Raw genomic sequence first — 16,428 nt, forward strand, 5'->3', positions numbered from 1 at the left:
AGGAGTGAAGCTCTCAAATTTACTTGAGGGAGGGAAGACAGATGCTGGAAAAGGGATTGTTCCTGCTGTTCGCTCTGGCCGACGTGCCAGCTCCTGCAGCTGAAGGGCCGACACCTGCGGCCATTACCGAAGCCGATCTGGGCCCGGACTATGTTGGCTACCTGCTGTTCGATCCGGGGTTGGTCGAATTCAATCGGCTGCAGTCGGTCCGCGATTACAGCAATTACCTGACCTATCGCGCGGCACGTGACGCGTTGGAGAACTACGAGGGATGTCTGCAGGTGGGGGCCGACAACCACGCACAGATCGAGGCGGCCTACCAGCAATTGGTGAACAGCCAGCAGCGGTACGTCAGCGCAGCGCAATGGCGCGACCTGCGGCAGGCCCTTCGTGCGGGGCGCGAGCCGGTGCCCGAGCGCGCGTCGTGGCAATGCGCCGCATTCGTGGACAACGCGCCGTATTTCGATGCGGGGTTGGACGATGCACTGTTGGGCGCCACCGAATTGGCGCGCGAGCAGGCCGGGGAAGGGGATTCGCGTAGCGATGCGCTGCGCCCGGTCCTCGGCGTTCAAATGGGGGGCGCGACCTTGATCGAATCCGAGCCTGACGAAGGTCCGGCCCATCGCGCCGGCCTGCGCAAGGGGGATGAGGTGCTGGCCGTGGCGGGTACCCGAGTGAAGACCGTCTTCGGTATCGGCCAAGCGTTGAAAGCCCACGCGCCGGGCGATCGCGTGGACGTGCGCGTCCGCCGCATTGAATGGGACGGTTCGCAACCGCAGGTGCGGGAATTGATCGTCGGGGTGGTGCTGGAGTCGCGGGCGGCGGTGATGGCGAGGGCGAAGGGCCGCTAGAGCCACGCCACGCGTGGATGAACCGCACGCCGCGATCGGCACGGCAGGAAGGGCGTGCGTACGCTAGAATACGCGCTGGCGGAGTCGGCCAGACAGTCGCGTCATCCCTTCGGGGGTGCCGAGGAAAGTCCGGGCTCCATAGGGCAAGGTGCCAGGTAACGCCTGGGCGGCGCAAGCCGACGGAAAGTGCAACAGAAAGATACCGCCTACGTCTTCTTCGGAAGGCCGGTAAGGGTGAAATGGTGCGGTAAGAGCGCACCGCGAGTCTGGCAACAGACCGGCACGGCAAACCCCACCTGGAGCAAGACCAAATAGGGATCCTTTGGCGCGGCCCGCGTTGGATCCGGGTAGGTTGCTTGAGCGTTGCGGTGACGTAACGCCTAGAGGAATGACTGTCCACGACAGAACCCGGCTTATCGGCCGGCTCCGCCTCTTTCTTCGATAGGCATGAACCGCGCATCGGTAGTGCCGGCCGCTGGCCGGCAGCTTCACGATGCCCGCAGCGGCGGACAGAGTGCTGCCGGCCAGCGGCCGGCACTACCTCGACGACGCGCGGTCCTCAGCCCGGCGTGCGGTACTGCCCGGCGGAAATGAACTGCGAGAAGCGCTCGCACCACACCACGACGGTGGTGTAGTCGTCCACATCCACGTTCGCGGGCACCTCGACCAGGAAGCGGTTGAAGGTCTTCACTTCGCCGATGCGCTGGGCCTGCGCCTTGATCTTCAGGAAGTCGGCCTTGTTGTCGACGAAATCGTGGACCAGATACACCTTGTAATCCGGGCCCGGTCCCATCTTCCCGTCGAAGGCGACCTGGGTGGCGCTGACACTGACCTTGCCTTCGGCCCAGTGCACTGCGTCGCTGCCCTTCAGGTCGCGGCGGAAGGTGGTGCGGTAGGTGGCGTCTTTCATGACGGCCTGTACCTGTTCCACCGGCGGGTCATCGGGGGCGATCAGGATCGGCAGGAGGTAGACGCCCAGGCCGAAGCCCAGGCCGAGGGTGAGCAGGTGGGTGGCGAGCAGGATGAGGATGCGACGCATGGGGCCTCCTTGAGGGTTGTGGTCGATTGCGCGGCGCGATGCCGGGCGCGACCACCCTGGGAGGTCAGGGGCGACATTTATAGACACAGTGCCGATTGCGAAAAGGGCACAGTCGGCTGGCTGTGATGCTGAAACCGCTGTGGCGCGGACGGATCGCGGTCGCGGCTGGAAGCTGAATGACGTTTCAGGCCCGCTGCGATGACGACTGCCGTCGCGTGGATCGCGACAGCACGCTGCGGGTAGTGCCGGCCGCTGGCCGGCAACTTCATGCTGCATCCGAAGATCCAGAGGTTGCCGGCCAGCGGCCGGCACTACCCCCCCCCGCCAAGAGCATCCGGCCAAGGGCCGTCATGACCGGGTCAGAAAATGACGTGGCTCTGGCCGCTGGGAGCGCCCTGCGGGCCGAAGCGGCGTTCGTGGATCTCGCCATGGCCGTCGGCGTCGATCAGCAGCACGGTGCTGGCGCGGGTGCCGTAGTCATCGCCACGGATGAAGGCCGGGCTCAGCCAGCGCTCGCGTTCCAGGCCGATGCCGGTGTCGGGCAGGTCGCTGTCGGCAGGGCGGTGTTCGTCGGCCAGAGCATTCCAGAGTGGGGTCAGGTCCGGGGTCAGATCCATTTCGCTGTGCGAAAGGGATCTGACCCCGTCTTTCTGAAGCCAGGCTTCAAGGGCCGCCATCAGCCGCCGGGTCTTCGGCCAGGGCGCGTCCAGCGCGCCGTTGGACATGCCGTGCACGCCCGGGCCGAGGGTCTGCCGTTCGGCGGGATGGTTGCCGAGGTACTCCAGGCTGTCGCTATCGGCCAGCAACAGATTGAACGGGGCATAGGCGCCAGCCACGGTCGCCAATCGGTCGATATGCACGGCGGCCGGGTCGCGGCCACGCAGGAAGTCGGCCACCAGCGCGCCCCGCGACGGGCCGGTCTGGGCCGCCAGCGGGTCGCGGACGTTGGTGACCACCGCCATCCGGCCCGAGGCGCCAACCCCGGCCCAGCCACCGCCGGAGCGCAGATCGCGCCCGCCGATGACGGACGTCTCATCCTGCCAGGGGGCCAGCGCCGCCGTCGGGCGGGCGTGGAACTCATCACGGTTGCCGGTCATCACCAGCCGCCAGCGCGGGTGGTGCATCCAGCCAAGAGCGAGCAGGCACATGGCCTCATTGTGCACGGTTTGCGCAGTCCGGCGCCGTTTCCGGCCCGTTCCGGATGAATGCGCGGCCGATGTTTCACGCCCTCTCCACGCCCCTGAACTTCCGTTCAATCTCAAAAATTGAGACGGATCAGCAACTTGTGGATAAGCCTTGAACAATTCTCTAAAGGTTGTTGCAAGCCATTGATGCGGCTGGCGATTTCCCCGCTGAAAAGTTGTTGACAACCCTCGGCCCGCTGCTAAGGTGGGCATCAGAGGGAAATCCGGGTGTTTTGTGGGTTTTCGTGGTTCAATGTTTCACCGGGCGAAGGACAAGGTGCAGGCGTCGTGTTCCAGGGCGAGACGGCCATCACAGTTGACGACAAAGGGCGCATGGCGGTTCCCACCGCTTACCGCGACCTCGTCGCGCGCGCCAGCAACAACCGTCTCGTGCTGACCTACAACCCGTTCGAAGCCGGCTGCCTGTGGCTGTATGCAGAGTCGGAATGGGAGCGGGTCCGCGACGATGTGATGTCCAAGCCCAACACCCAGCGCGTCGTGCGCCTGTTGCAGCAGAAGCTGGTCGGCTCGGCCGCCCATCTGGAACTGGACGGCAACGGTCGCATCAGCATCCCCGCCAGCCACCGCGGTGCGGTGGGCATTGAGAAGAAGGCGGTATTGCTCGGTATGGGCGACAAGTTCGAATTGTGGAGCGAGCAGGCGCATCGGGCCCTGATCCAGCAGACGTTGTCTGACGAGGATCTGGGTGATGGGTTGCTCGACCTGAAGTTGTGAGCCGGGGTGCCCGGATGCGCCCAGAAGCGCAGGCCGGTCACCTTCCGGTGTCGCAGTCGCCGGCGGTGCACCTGCCGGTCCTGTACACCCAGGTCCTTGAAGGCCTGAGGGTGATCGAAAACGGACGTTATCTGGATGGCACGTTCGGTCGTGGCGGTCATGCACGTGGCGTGCTCACCCAGCTCGGTCCCGAGGGGCGCCTGCTGGTCATGGACAAGGATCCGGAAGCCATCGCCGTTGCCGAGCGCGATTTCGCGCCGGACCCGCGCGTGTCCATTTTCCGGGGCAGCTTCGCCCAGCTGCTGCAGTGGGACGCGACGGCCGAAGGCCTGGACGGCGTGCTGTTCGACCTCGGCGTGTCGTCGCCGCAGCTGGACGTGGCCGAACGTGGCTTCAGCTTCGGCAAGGACGGCCCGCTGGACATGCGCATGGATCCGGACAGCGGTGAAAGCGCCGCGCAGTGGATCAACCGCGTCGAAGAGCGCGAGATCGCTGATGTGCTGTGGACCTACGGCGAAGAGCGCCAGAGCCGGCGCATCGCCCGCGCCATCGTGGCCCGCCGCGAGAAGCAGCCGTTCTCCCGCACCGCCGAACTGGCCGAGCTGATCGCCTCGGTGATGCCGCGTGGGAAGGACAAGATTCACCCGGCCACGCGCAGCTTCCAGGCCATCCGCATCCACATCAACCGCGAGCTGGCCGATCTGGAAGCCGGGCTCGATGCGGCGGTGGAACGGCTCAAGCCAGGTGGCCGCCTGGCGGTGATCAGCTTCCACTCGCTGGAAGACCGCATCGTCAAGCAGTACATGAACCGCCTGGCCAAGGCGCCGCCGGCCAACCGCCGGCTGCCCGAGGCGGTTGCGTTCGTGCCGACGCTGGACCTGATCGGCGGCGCCATCAAGGCCACCGACGAAGAGCTGGCCGCCAACCCGCGTGCCCGCAGCGCCGTGCTGCGCGTGGCACAGAAGCGGGGGGGCGATGCATGAGCCGGCTGCTGCTGATCATCCTGCTGGCCTGCACCGTCGCCTCGGCGATCGGCGTGGTGTTCGTGCGCCACCGCCACCGGCAGACCTTCATCGAGCTGTCGCGTGCCGAGCGCAAGCGCGATGACATCAACCTTGAGTTCGGCCGCCTGCAGCTGGAACAGGCCACCCTGGCCGAAGCCAACCGCGTGGACCGCATTGCCCGCGAGAAGCTGGGCATGAAGTTCCCCGAGGCCGCTGACATCGTGGTGGTGCGCCCATGAGCAAGACCGGCCGCAACCGCCCGCGCAACGCCTTCAACCTGCGCCAGCGCCTGCGCTGGGTCGCGCTGGCGCTTGGCCTGTGCTCGGTGTCGCTGGTGGGTCGCGCGGCCTACGTGCAGATCATCAACAGCGATTTCTACCAGCGCCAGGGCGAGGCCCGCTACCTGCGCGAGCTGCCGATCAAGACCTCGCGCGGCATGATCACCGACCGCAACGGCGAGCCGCTGGCGGTGTCCACCCCGGTCGCCTCGATCTGGGTCAACCCGCAGGACCTGCTGCGTTCGCCCGAGCGCATCCCGGAGCTGGCCCAGGCGGTCGGCATGTCGGTGGATGAGCTGAGCAGCCGCCTGTCGCAGAAGTCGGACAAGGAATTCATGTACCTGCGCCGCCGGATCAATCCGGACGAGGCAGAGAAGGTGGTCGCGCTGAAGATTCCGGGCGTGGCCGCGCAGCGCGAGTTCCGCCGCTTCTACCCACAGGGCGAAGCGATGGCGCACGTGCTGGGCTTCACCAACATCGACGACCGCGGCCAGGAAGGCCTGGAACTGGCGTTCGACGAATGGCTGCGCGGCAAGGCCGGTGCCAAGCGGGTGATCCGCAACCGCAAGGGCGAGACCGTTGAAAGCGATCTGCTGCGCGCCGCCGAGCCGGGCAAGGACCTGACCCTCAGCATCGACCGCCGCATCCAGTACCTGGCCTTCAAGGAACTGCGCAACGCGCTGGTGGCCAACAAGGCGGCCGGTGGTTCGATGGTGATCATGGACGTGACCACCGGCGAGATCCTGGCCATGGTCAACCTGCCGACCTACAACCCGAACTCGCTGACCGGCGCGATCCCCGATACGCGCCGCAACCGCGCGGTGACCGACCTGGTCGAGCCGGGTTCGACGATGAAGCCGCTGACCATCGCCACCGCGCTGCAGGCCGGTGCGGTGACCAAGGACACCATCATCGACACCAACCCGGGCTACATGACCCTGGGCCGCTTCACCATCCGCGACGTGCCGCGCAACAACGGTGTGCTCAACGTGACCGGCGTGATCACCCGCAGTTCGAACGTGGGTGCGGCCAAGGTTGCGGCGAAGATGCCGGACCAGACCTTCTACGACGGCGTGCGCCGCTTCGGCTATGGCTCGGCGCCGCACAGCGGTTTCCCGGGTGAATCGGCCGGCGTGGTGATGCGTCCGGCACGCTGGTCGGGTACCACCAAGACCACCATGTCCTATGGCTACGGCCTGTCGGTCACGCCGCTGCAGATTGCCACCGCGTACTCGGCGCTGGCCAACGGCGGGCGCCTGATTGCGCCGACCTTCGTCAAGGGCCAGCGCAATGAAGGCCAGCAGATCATCGACGAGAACGTCGCCCGGCAGGTGGTGGCGATGATGGAAACGGTGGTCACCCAGGGCGGCGCCAAGCAGGCGGCGGTGCTGGGTTACCGCGTGGCCGGCAAGACCGGCACCGCGCGCAAGGCCGGCCCGGGCGGTTATGAGCGCGGCCATTACAACGCGCTGTTCGCCGGCGTGGTGCCGGCCACCAACCCGCGTTTCGCTACCGTCATCGTCATCAACGACCCGCAGGCCGGCAAGTTCTACGGCGGCCTGGTGTCGGCGCCGGTCTACCACAACGTGATGGAAGGCACCCTGCGCCTGATGGACGTGCCGCTGGACGACCTGCAGTCGTGGCTGGCCGCACAGCAGTCGGGCAAGGTCGGCCATTCGGCCTCGATCCTGCCTGCGCCGCCGGCCGAGACCGCGCTGCCGGTCGATGCCGCCGCTGAATTCGACGCTGCGCTGCCAAGCGCGCAAGCCCAGACGCCGCCCGCTACGGGAGGCACGCAATGAGTCCTTCGATGTTGCTTTCGCAGTTGCTTCCGGACGTGGCCCTGGCGGGTCATGATCCCGTTCTGACCGGCCTGGTGCTGGACAGCCGTGCCGTGCGCCCCGGTAACGCCTTCGTCGCCATCGCCGGTTTCGGCGCGCATGGCCTGGGCTTTGTCGAGCAGGCGCGCGCTGCCGGTGCCAGTGCCATCCTGTTCGAACCGCCGGCACCGGCCGATCTGCCGGCCCCGGCTGATGCGATCGCCGTGCCGGGCCTGCGCGCGCGCATGGGCGCGATGGCCGACCAGTTCCATGGCGCGCCATCGCGGGCGATGGCGATGGTCGGCGTGACCGGCACCAACGGCAAGACCTCCACCGTGCAGCTGCTGGCCCAGGCCTGGCATCTGCTCGGAACGCCCAGTGGCAGTATCGGCACGCTGGGTGCCGGACTTTATGGTGCGGTCGAGCCGACCGGCTTCACCACGCCGCTGGTGCTGCAGATGCATGCGCTTCTGGCGCAGCTGCGCGACGCCGGTGCGCGCGCGGTGGCGATGGAAGTCAGCTCGCATGCGCTGGACCAGGGCCGCGTGGACGCCGTGCACTACGACGTGGCGGTGTTCACCAACCTCACCCGCGACCATCTGGACTACCACGGTGACATGGCCAGCTACGGCGCGGCCAAGGCGCGGCTGTTCCATCGCCCGGGCCTGAAGGCCGCGGTGATCAATCTGGACGATGCCTTCGGCCGGCAGCTGTTCGCGGGCCTGCCGGCCGGCGTGCAGGCGATCGGGCTGAGCTCGCGTGGTGCCACCGACGCCAGCGTGCGCGCCGAGGCACTGCAGCTGGACGGTCGTGGCATCGCCTTCGAGCTGGTCATCGACGGCCAGCGCGCGGCGGTGCAGTCGCCGCTGCTGGGCCGCTTCAACGTGGACAACCTGCTGGCCGTGGCCGGTACCCTGCACGCGCAGGGCCAGCCGCTGCCGCGTATCGCCGAAGTGCTGTCGGCGCTGCAGCCGATCCGCGGCCGCATGAACCGCTTGGGCGGTGAAGACGGACTGCCGACGGTGGTGGTCGACTACGCGCACACCCCGGATGCGCTGGAACAGGCGCTGGACAGCCTCCACGGGCACCTGCAGGGCACGCTGTTCTGCGTGTTCGGCTGCGGCGGCGAGCGCGACACCGGCAAGCGCCCGCAGATGGCGGCGATTGCCGAGCGCCTGGCCAACCAGGTCATCGTCACCGACGACAACCCGCGTGGCGAGGATGGCGACGTGATCGTGGCCGACATCCTGGCCGGCTTCCAGAACGCAGATGCCGTGACCGTGCAGCGCAGCCGCGCGCGTGCGATCGGCCTGGCGGTGAAGCGTGCCGGTGCAGGCGACATCATCCTGATCGCAGGCAAGGGCCACGAGCCGTACCAGGAAGTGAATGGCGTGCGCCATGACTTCGACGACACCGAAGTGGCCGCCGCTGCACTGGCGGCCAAGGCCGGTGTGCTCAGCGCGCAGGCCGGGGAGGGCGCCGCATGAAGCGCACCCTGCTTTCGCTGATCGCACACTGGGCCGGCGGCGAGATCCACGGCGACGACGTGGCCATCGATGCGGTCAGCAATGACACCCGCAATCTCGGTCCGGGCAGTCTGTATGTGGCGCTGCGCGGCGAGCGTTTCGACGGCCATGACTTCGCGGCCGACGCGCAGGCGCGCGGTGCCAGTGCGCTGCTGGTCGAGCGCCTGCTGCCGGTCGAACTGCCGCAGGTGCTGGTGGCCGACAGCGAACTGGCGCTGGCGAAGATCGCCACCGGCATGCAGCGTGACCGTGGCACCGAGGTGTTCGCGATCACCGGCAGCAATGGCAAGACCAGCGTGAAGAGCCTGCTGCTGTCGATCCTGCAGCAAGTGGCCCAGCACGCGCACAAGGTGGTCTACGCCAACCCGGGCAACCGCAACAACGAGATCGGCCTGCCGCTGGCGGTGATCGATGCGCCGGAAGATGCCGACTACGCCGTCTACGAGATGGGCGCCGGCAAGCCGGGCGACATCGCCTACCTGACCGAGATCGCCCGCCCGCGTTATGCGCTGGTCAACAACATCGCCCCGGCGCACCTGGAACGTATGGGCAGCCTGCTCGGCGTGGCGGTGACCAAGGGCGCGATCTACGCCGCGCTGCCGGCCGATGGCGTGGCGGTGATCAACGCCGACGATGCCTATGGCCGCTGGTTCGAACAGCATTTCATCAGCACCCCGGCGCGTTGCCGCGTGCTGCGCTATGGCCTGGAACACTCGGCGGACGTGACCGCGCGCGATATCCGCGCCGGTGCGCAGGGCAGCCAGTTCACTCTGGTCGCACCGGCCGGCGAAGCGCGCGTGGTGCTGGGCCTGCCGGGTCGCCACAACGTCAGCAATGCGCTGGCCGCCGCCAGCCTGGCGCTGGCCGCCGGTGTCGATCTGGCGCTGATTGCCGCCGGCCTGGCCGAAGCGCAGCCGGTGCCGGGTCGCCAGATCGCCCATCAGCTGCGCAATGGCGCGGTGCTGGTGGATGACAGCTACAACGCCAACCCCGGGTCGCTGGCCGCGGCCATCGATGCCCTGGCCGCGGCGCCGGAAGAGGGCTGGCTGGTGCTGGGCGACATGCGCGAGCTGGGCCGGGACGCGGAAGCGCTGCATGCGCAGGCCGGCATCCGCGCACGTGCTGCCGGCCTGAAGCGCCTGTATGCACTGGGCCCGCTCAGCGCCGCTGCCGCCTCCGCCTTCGGCGAAGGCGGCCGCCATTTCGCCACCCACGACGCGCTGTCGCAGGCGCTGAAGGACGAGCTGCACGCCGGCGTGCGCTGCCTGGTCAAGGGTTCCCGTGGCAGCGCCATGGACACGATTGTCAAAGCGCTGCTGGCGCAAGGAGAGGAATCCCCGCATGTTGTATGAACTGGCTCGATGGTTGCAGCAGTTGGAGAGCCTGTTCGGGCTGTTCAACTACCAGACGTTCCGCGCCATCCTTGCCGCGCTGACGGCCCTGTTCCTGTCGCTGTGGCTGGGCCCGGCGATGATCCGCAAGCTTGCCCAGTTCAAGGGCGGCCAGCCGATCCGCAAGGACGGTCCGCAGACCCATTTCTCCAAGGCCGGCACGCCGACCATGGGCGGTTCGCTGATCCTGCTCACCATCACCCTGTCGGTGCTGATGTGGGCCGACCTGCGCAACCGCTACGTGTGGCTGGTGCTGGCGGTGATGCTGTGCTTCGGCGCCATCGGCTGGTATGACGACTGGATCAAGATCGTCCGCCGTGACCCGAACGGCCTGAAGTCGCGCTGGAAGTACCTGCTGCAGTCGATCTTCGGCCTGGCTGCGGGCCTGTTCCTGTTCTACACGGCCGACGTGCCGGCGGCGCTGACCTTCTACATCCCGATGTTCAAGTCGGTCGCGCTGCCGCTGGCCGGCATCGGCTTCGTGGCCATCGCCTACTTCTGGATCGTCGGTTTCTCCAACGCGGTGAACCTGACCGACGGCCTGGACGGCCTGGCGATCATGCCGACCGTGCTGGTGGCCTGCGCGCTGGGCGTGTTCGCCTATGCCTCGGGCAACGTGGTGTTCGCCAACTACCTGCAGATCCCGCAGATCCCGGGCGCCGGCGAGCTGGTCATCATCTGTGCGGCCATCGCCGGCGCGGGCCTGGGCTTCCTCTGGTTCAACACCTACCCGGCCATGGTCTTCATGGGCGACATCGGCGCACTGGCACTGGGTGCGGTGCTGGGCACGATCGCGGTGATCACCCGCCAGGAGCTGGTGCTGGTGATCATGGGCGGCGTGTTCGTCATCGAAACGCTGTCGGTGATGATCCAGGTTGCCTCGTTCAAGCTGACCGGCAAGCGCGTGTTCCGCATGGCGCCGATCCACCACCATTTCGAACTGAAGGGCTGGCCGGAGCCGCGCGTGATCGTGCGTTTCTGGATCATCTCCGTCGTGCTCGTGCTGATCGGCCTGGCCACGTTGAAGGTGCGCTGAGATGAACGACCTGTCCCGCCAGGCAACACGCCTTGAAGCCATCGAAGGCAGCTACGACAAGTGGCTGCTGGGCGCGATCATCGCGCTCACCGGTGTCGGCGTGGTGATGGTGGCCTCCAGCTCGATCGCGCTGATGAGCAGCCCGTTCTATTACCTCAACCGCCACCTGATCTTCCTGGCGGTGGGTATCGTGCTGGCGGTCATTGCCGCCCGCACCGAGCTGAAGTCGATCGAGCAGTACAACCAGATGCTGCTGCTGGGCTGCTTCGTACTGCTGCTGGCGGTGTTCGCACCGGGACTGGGCAGCACGGTCAACGGTGCGCGCCGCTGGATCAACCTGGGCATTTCCAAGTTCCAGACGGTCGAAGCGGTGAAAGTGCTCTACATCGTCTGGCTGTCGAGCTACCTGGTGCGTTTCCGCGACGAGGTCAATGCGACCTGGCCGGCAATGCTCAAGCCGCTGGGCGTGGCCGGTGCGCTGGTGGTGCTGCTGCTGCTGCAGCCGGACTTCGGTTCCTCGACCCTGCTGCTGGCGATCACCGCCGGCATGCTGGTGCTGGGCGGGGTGAACATGCCGCGCATGTCGATGCCGGTGATCATCGGCCTGGTCGGCATGAGCGCGCTGGCGATCATCGAGCCGTACCGCATGCGCCGCATCACCTCCTTCCTGGACCCGTGGGCCGACCAGCAGGGCGACGGCTACCAGCTGTCCAACGCGCTGATGGCGGTGGGCCGTGGTGAATGGACCGGCGTCGGCCTGGGCAACTCCGTGCAGAAGCTGTACTACCTGCCCGAAGCGCACACCGACTTCATCTTCTCGGTCACCGCCGAGGAATTCGGTTTCCTGGGTACCTGCGTGATCGTGGCGCTGTATGCGCTGCTGGTCGGCCGCACCTTCTGGCTGGGCATGCGCTGCGTGGAAATGAAGCGCCACTTCTCCGGCTACATCGCCTTCGGCATCGGCCTGTGGATCAGCATGCAGACCTTCGTCTCGATCGGCGTGAACCTGGGCATCCTGCCGACCAAGGGCCTGACCCTGCCGCTGATCTCCTCCGGCGGTTCGTCGGTGCTGATGACCTGCGTGGCGATGGGCCTGCTGCTGCGCGTGTCGTATGAACTCAAGCGCGCCGAGCGCCGCCAGGCCGTGCGCATCGGTGGCGCCGAAGACGCCGCGGCCGAACCGATGGACAAGCCCGCCGCAGCGGTGGACGCCAGCGTGCCGATGCGTGCCGAGCCGGTCGCACCCGCGTCCGCTGCAGCGAGCGCCGCACGTGGCACCAGCCGCCTGCAGTCGCGCATCGAACCGACCTTCGGGAGGCTGTCATGAGTGCAGCCACCGAGAGTGGGCGCCCGGTGATGATCCTGGCCGGAGGCACCGGCGGTCACATCTTCCCCGGCCTGGCCGTGGCCCGCGTGCTGCGCGAGCGCGGCGTGCCGGTGACCTGGATGGGCGCCGACGGTGCGATGGAAACCCGCCTGGTGCCGCAGCACGACATCGCCATCGATACGCTGGCCATCACTGGCCTGCGCGGCAAGGGCAAGCTGGCCCTGCTGGCGGCGCCGTGGCGGCTGATGCGCGCGCTGCGCGCGGCCGGGCTCATCATCCGCCAGCGCCAGCCGCGCGCGGTGGTCGCCTTCGGTGGCTTTGCCTCCGGCCCCGGTGGCATGGCCACGCGCCTGCATGGCCTGCCGCTGATCGTGCATGAGCAGAACCGTGCGCCGGGCCTGACCAACCGCATCCTGTCGCGTTATGCGCGTCGCCTGCTGACCGGTTTCCCGGGCACCTTCGCCAAGGGCGAGGAGTTCGTCGGTAACCCGGTGCGCGCGGAAATCGCTGCCATCGCGCCGCCGGAACAGCGCTTCGCCGACCGGCAGGGCCCGCTGCGGGTGCTGGTGGTGGGCGGCAGCCAGGGCGCGCGTGCCCTCAATACCGGCGTGCCGCAGGCGATTGCCGCGCTGGGCGCCGGCCTGCCGGTGCAGGTGCGCCACCAGAGCGGCGAGAAGATGCATGCCGAAGCGGTGGAGGCTTACGCCAAGGCCGGTGTGCAGGCGGAAATCACGCCGTTCATCGCCGACATGGCCGAAGCCTTTGCCTGGGCTGACCTGGTTGTCTGCCGCGCCGGCGCGTCCACGCTGGCCGAGCTGTGCGCGGTCGGTGTCGGCAGCGTGCTGGTGCCATTCCCCGCTGCCGTCGACGATCACCAGACCCGCAACGCGGAGTACCTGGTCGAGCGCGGCGCGGCGGTGTTGCTGAAGCAGGACGGAACGCTGGCCGACGGCATTGCCGCACTGCTGCGCGATCTGTCCGAAAATCCCGCCCGCCGCATGCAGATGGCGCAAGCCGCGCGTGCCCTGGCCAAGGTCGATGCCGCCGAGCGCATCGCCGATATCATTCTCGAGGAAGCTGTATGAAGAAGGCATGCCACCGCGCCTGCCCTGCGCGAGGCCGCGCATGATCCGTCGCCTGCACGACACCAACGACCTGGTGCGCGCGTTCCCGCGCGTGCATTTCGTCGGCATCGGCGGCACCGGCATGAGCGGTATCGCCGAAGTGATGCTGACGCTGGGCTATGAAGTGTCCGGCTCGGACAACGCCGACAACGTGGCGACCCGCCGCCTGGCCAGCCTGGGTGCGCGCATCATGCGCGGCCACTCCGCGGCCAACGTGCTGGGCACCGACTGCGTGGTGGTCTCCAGTGCCATCCGCGAAGACAACCCGGAACTGATGGAAGCACGCAGCCAGCGCATTCCGATCATGCCGCGTGCGGCGATGCTGGCCGAGCTGATGCGCTTCCGCCGCGGCATCGCCGTGGCCGGTACCCATGGCAAGACCACCACCACCAGCCTGACCGCTGCGGTGCTGAGCGAAGGTGGCCTGGACCCGACGTTCGTGATCGGTGGCCAGCTGCTGGCCGCCGGTGCCAACGCCAAGCTGGGTGGCGGGCAGTGGCTGGTGGCCGAGGCCGATGAAAGCGATGGCAGCTTCCTGCGCCTGAACCCGCTGATGTCGATCATCACGAACATCGATGCCGACCACCTGGAAAACTACGGCAACGATTTCGCCCGCGTGCAGGCGGCGTTTGCCGAGTTCCTGCAGCGCCTGCCGTTCTACGGCCTGGCGGTACTGTGCATCGATGATCCGGAAGTCGCCGCGCTGGCCGCCAGGACCCCGCGCCACGTGATGAGCTACGGCATGAGCCCGCAGGCCGACGTGCGCGCCGAGAACGTGGTGCAGGAAGGGTCGCGCATGCGCTTCACCCTGCGCCTGCCGCAGGGCACCAGCCAGGAAGTGGTGCTGGCGCTGCCGGGCAGGCACAACGTGCTCAACGCGCTGGCCGCCGCTGCGGTGGGCTGGCAGCTGGGCGTGGCCCCGGACGCGATCGCACGCGCGCTGGAGGGCTTCGCCGGTGTCGGCCGTCGCTTCAACGATCTGGGCGAGGTGACCACCGCCAGTGGCGCCAAGGTCCGCATCATCGACGACTATGGCCATCACCCGAGCGAGCTGGAGGCAGTGTTCGCCGCCGCTCGTGGTGGCTGGGCCGACAAGCGCCTGGTGGTGGCCTTCCAGCCGCACCGCTACAGCCGTACCCGCGACCAGTTCGACAAGTTCGCCGCCGTGCTGTCGAGCGTTGATGCGCTGGTGCTGAGCGAGGTCTACCCGGCCGGTGAAGAACCGATTGCCGGCGCCGACTCGCACGCGCTGGCCCGTGCCATCCGCGCGCGTGGCCGCAGTGAGCCGGTGGTGGTGGGCAAGGCCGCCGAGCTGGCCAGCGTGCTGCCGGACGTGCTGCAGGACGGTGACCTGCTGCTGATGATGGGCGCCGGCGACATCGGTGCCGTGGCCACCCATATCGCGGTGGAAGGTTTCAAGGGGGAGGGCCAGGCGTGAGCACGCTGACCTTCCCGCCGCTGCGCGTGACCGACCCGGCCGAGTTCGGCCGCGTCGCCGTGCTGCTGGGCGGCAGTTCCAGCGAACGCGAGGTGTCGCTGGATTCGGGCCGCAACGTGCTCGAAGCCCTGCAGTCGCGTGGCGTCGATGCGTTCGCGGTGGACGGCATTCCGGCGCTCGCCAGCGCGCTCGCCGCCGGTGGCATCGATCGCGTCTTCAACATCCTGCACGGCCACAACGGTGGCGGTGAGGACGGCATCGTGCAGGGCCTGATGGACGCCTTCGGCGTGCCGTACACCGGCTCGAACGTGCTGGGTTCGGCGCTGAGCATGGACAAGATCCGCACCAAGCAGGTGTGGCTGTCGCTGGGCCTGCCGACCCCGCAGTACCGCAAGGTCACTGCCGAGGACGTGCACGCCAATGCCGCCGAACTCGGCCTGCCGGTGGTGGTGAAGCCGGCCAACGAAGGCTCCAGCGTGGGCATCAGCCGGGTCACCGATGACGCCGGGCTGGATGAAGCGGTGGCCCTGGCTGCGCGCTACGACGGCCAGCTGCTGATGGAGCAGATGGTGGTCGGCGACGAATTGACCGTGGCCATCCTTGGCGACGTCGCACTGCCGTCGATCCGCATCGTGCCCAAGGGCCAGTGGTACGACTACAACGCCAAGTACATCGCCGAGGACACCCAGTACCTGTGTCCGGGCCTGGACGGTGGCGACGAAGAGGACATCCGGCGCATCGCGCTGGCCGCGTTCCGTGCCGCCGGGTGCCGTGGCTGGGGCCGCGTGGACGTGATGCGCGATCGCGACAGCGGCCGTTTCTTCCTGCTGGAAGTGAACACCGCGCCGGGCATGACCAGCCATTCGCTGGTGCCCAAGGCGGCCCGCCAGGCCGGCATCGGTTTCGAGGAACTGGTGTGGCGCGTGCTGGAACAGACCCTGGAGGCCTCGCACGCATGAACGCGGTGCTGCGCATCTTCGTCTGGCTGTTGGCGCTGTCGGTGGTTGCACTGCCGGTGGTGGCCGTGGTCAATGGCTGGGTCGGCGCCGAGCGCTGGCCGCTGGCGAAGCTGCGCGTGCATGGTGAGTTCAAGCGGGTGCCGGCCGAACAGCTGCAGCAGGTGCTGCTGCCGTATGCGCGCGCCGGCTTCTTCGCGGTCAAGCTGCAGGACGCGCAGGACGCCCTGGAAAAGCTGCCGTGGGTGGAAAGCGCGCAGGTCCGCAAGCAGTGGCCGGACGTGCTGGAAGTGACCCTGGTCGAGCACAAGCCGTTCGCCCGCTGGGGTACCGACCGCCTGGTGTCCGAGCAGGGCAAGCTGTTCCCCACGCCGAAGAAGCTGTCCGACCTGGCGCTGCCGGAGCTGGATGGCCCGGACAGCCAGACCGCGGAAGTGATGAAGCTGTACAGCGACTCGCGTGCATTGTTCGCACCGGCCGGCGTCGATGTGCGCCGGGTGACGATGGACGCACGCGGCAGCTGGTCGCTGGTGCTGAGCAACGGCACCGAAGTGGTGGTCGGCCGCGACGACGCGCGCTCGCGCATGCAGCGCTTCGTCAAGGTACTGCCGCAGCTCAACCGTCAGGACGCGCCGATCGAGCGCGCCGACCTCCGTTACACCAATGGTTTCACGCTGAGCTGGGGTACCCCGGCCACGCCGGCGAAAACGCCGGCGACC

The 16,428-nt window shown here is 67.8% G+C and carries 14 protein-coding genes, 1 other RNA gene and 1 pseudogene; 14 read left to right on the forward strand and 2 right to left on the reverse strand.

The window, feature by feature from the left end:
- The first annotated feature begins 56 nt into the window (after positions 1–56).
- Together AC5P53_RS16795 and rnpB are read left to right on the forward strand one after the other, a co-directional pair.
- Positions 57–851, forward strand: a complete 795-nt coding sequence (locus tag AC5P53_RS16795) for a PDZ domain-containing protein (protein WP_241887281.1) — start codon at positions 57–59, stop codon at positions 849–851.
- A gap of 80 nt (positions 852–931) precedes the next feature.
- An RNA gene (gene rnpB, locus AC5P53_RS16800) (RNase P RNA component class A) lies at positions 932–1,283 on the forward strand.
- Between the two features lie 127 nt (positions 1,284–1,410).
- Here the strand turns inward: rnpB and AC5P53_RS16805 are convergent.
- On the reverse strand, positions 1,411–1,890 hold the full coding sequence (locus AC5P53_RS16805; protein ID WP_495227471.1) for a DM13 domain-containing protein: 480 nt from the start codon (positions 1,888–1,890) through the stop codon (positions 1,411–1,413).
- A 359-nt stretch (positions 1,891–2,249) separates the two neighbouring features.
- Positions 2,250–3,038 (reverse strand): NRDE family protein, encoded by a 789-nt coding sequence (locus tag AC5P53_RS16810; protein ID WP_241887621.1) that lies wholly within the window; start codon positions 3,036–3,038, stop codon positions 2,250–2,252.
- Between the two features lie 324 nt (positions 3,039–3,362).
- Between AC5P53_RS16810 and mraZ the strand changes: the two genes are divergently transcribed.
- The 12 genes and pseudogenes from mraZ to AC5P53_RS16870 all read left to right on the forward strand — a co-directional run.
- Positions 3,363–3,809 (forward strand): division/cell wall cluster transcriptional repressor MraZ, encoded by a 447-nt coding sequence (gene mraZ, locus AC5P53_RS16815; RefSeq protein WP_004143635.1) that lies wholly within the window; start codon positions 3,363–3,365, stop codon positions 3,807–3,809.
- A gap of 14 nt (positions 3,810–3,823) precedes the next feature.
- Positions 3,824–4,792, forward strand: coding sequence for a 16S rRNA (cytosine(1402)-N(4))-methyltransferase RsmH (gene rsmH, locus AC5P53_RS16820; protein ID WP_014645936.1), 969 nt, complete (start codon positions 3,824–3,826; stop codon positions 4,790–4,792).
- The gene (ftsL, locus tag AC5P53_RS16825) at positions 4,789–5,052 is read left to right on the forward strand and encodes a cell division protein FtsL (RefSeq protein ID WP_005415286.1); all 264 of its coding nucleotides are present in this window, start codon (positions 4,789–4,791) and stop codon (positions 5,050–5,052) included. Before rsmH ends, ftsL begins: the two co-directional genes overlap by 4 nt.
- Positions 5,049–6,893, forward strand: coding sequence for a peptidoglycan D,D-transpeptidase FtsI family protein (locus AC5P53_RS16830; RefSeq protein WP_014645937.1), 1,845 nt, complete (start codon positions 5,049–5,051; stop codon positions 6,891–6,893). The genes ftsL and AC5P53_RS16830 overlap by 4 nt, the downstream gene beginning before the upstream one ends.
- Positions 6,890–8,398, forward strand: coding sequence for a UDP-N-acetylmuramoyl-L-alanyl-D-glutamate--2,6-diaminopimelate ligase (locus AC5P53_RS16835; RefSeq protein WP_111205763.1), 1,509 nt, complete (start codon positions 6,890–6,892; stop codon positions 8,396–8,398). The genes AC5P53_RS16830 and AC5P53_RS16835 overlap by 4 nt, the downstream gene beginning before the upstream one ends.
- On the forward strand, positions 8,395–9,789 hold the full coding sequence (locus AC5P53_RS16840; protein ID WP_241887622.1) for a UDP-N-acetylmuramoyl-tripeptide--D-alanyl-D-alanine ligase: 1,395 nt from the start codon (positions 8,395–8,397) through the stop codon (positions 9,787–9,789). The genes AC5P53_RS16835 and AC5P53_RS16840 overlap by 4 nt, the downstream gene beginning before the upstream one ends.
- Positions 9,779–10,864 carry a phospho-N-acetylmuramoyl-pentapeptide-transferase gene (mraY, locus tag AC5P53_RS16845; RefSeq protein ID WP_004154219.1) on the forward strand — a complete coding sequence of 362 codons (1,086 nt, stop codon included), beginning with the start codon at positions 9,779–9,781 and terminating at the stop codon, positions 10,862–10,864. The genes AC5P53_RS16840 and mraY overlap by 11 nt, the downstream gene beginning before the upstream one ends.
- Position 10,865: 1 nt before the next feature.
- Entirely contained in the window at positions 10,866–12,191 is a 1,326-nt protein-coding gene (gene ftsW / locus AC5P53_RS16850) for a putative lipid II flippase FtsW (RefSeq protein ID WP_014645940.1), read from the forward strand.
- Complete coding sequence (gene murG, locus AC5P53_RS16855) at positions 12,188–13,276, forward strand: undecaprenyldiphospho-muramoylpentapeptide beta-N-acetylglucosaminyltransferase (RefSeq protein ID WP_241887623.1); 1,089 nt, start codon at positions 12,188–12,190, stop codon at positions 13,274–13,276. The genes ftsW and murG overlap by 4 nt, the downstream gene beginning before the upstream one ends.
- 40 nt (positions 13,277–13,316) lie before the next feature.
- Positions 13,317–14,753 (forward strand): UDP-N-acetylmuramate--L-alanine ligase, encoded by a 1,437-nt coding sequence (murC, locus tag AC5P53_RS16860; RefSeq protein WP_014645942.1) that lies wholly within the window; start codon positions 13,317–13,319, stop codon positions 14,751–14,753.
- Positions 14,750–15,712, forward strand: a complete 963-nt coding sequence (locus tag AC5P53_RS16865; RefSeq protein WP_014645943.1) for a D-alanine--D-alanine ligase — start codon at positions 14,750–14,752, stop codon at positions 15,710–15,712. The genes murC and AC5P53_RS16865 overlap by 4 nt, the downstream gene beginning before the upstream one ends.
- Positions 15,709–16,386, forward strand: a pseudogene (locus AC5P53_RS16870) (cell division protein FtsQ/DivIB); the annotation flags it as partial. The gene AC5P53_RS16865 and the pseudogene AC5P53_RS16870, both read left to right, overlap by 4 nt.
- Positions 16,387–16,428 lie beyond the last annotated feature (42 nt).

Source organism: Stenotrophomonas sp. YJH_SMC_82, from assembly GCF_059368875.1.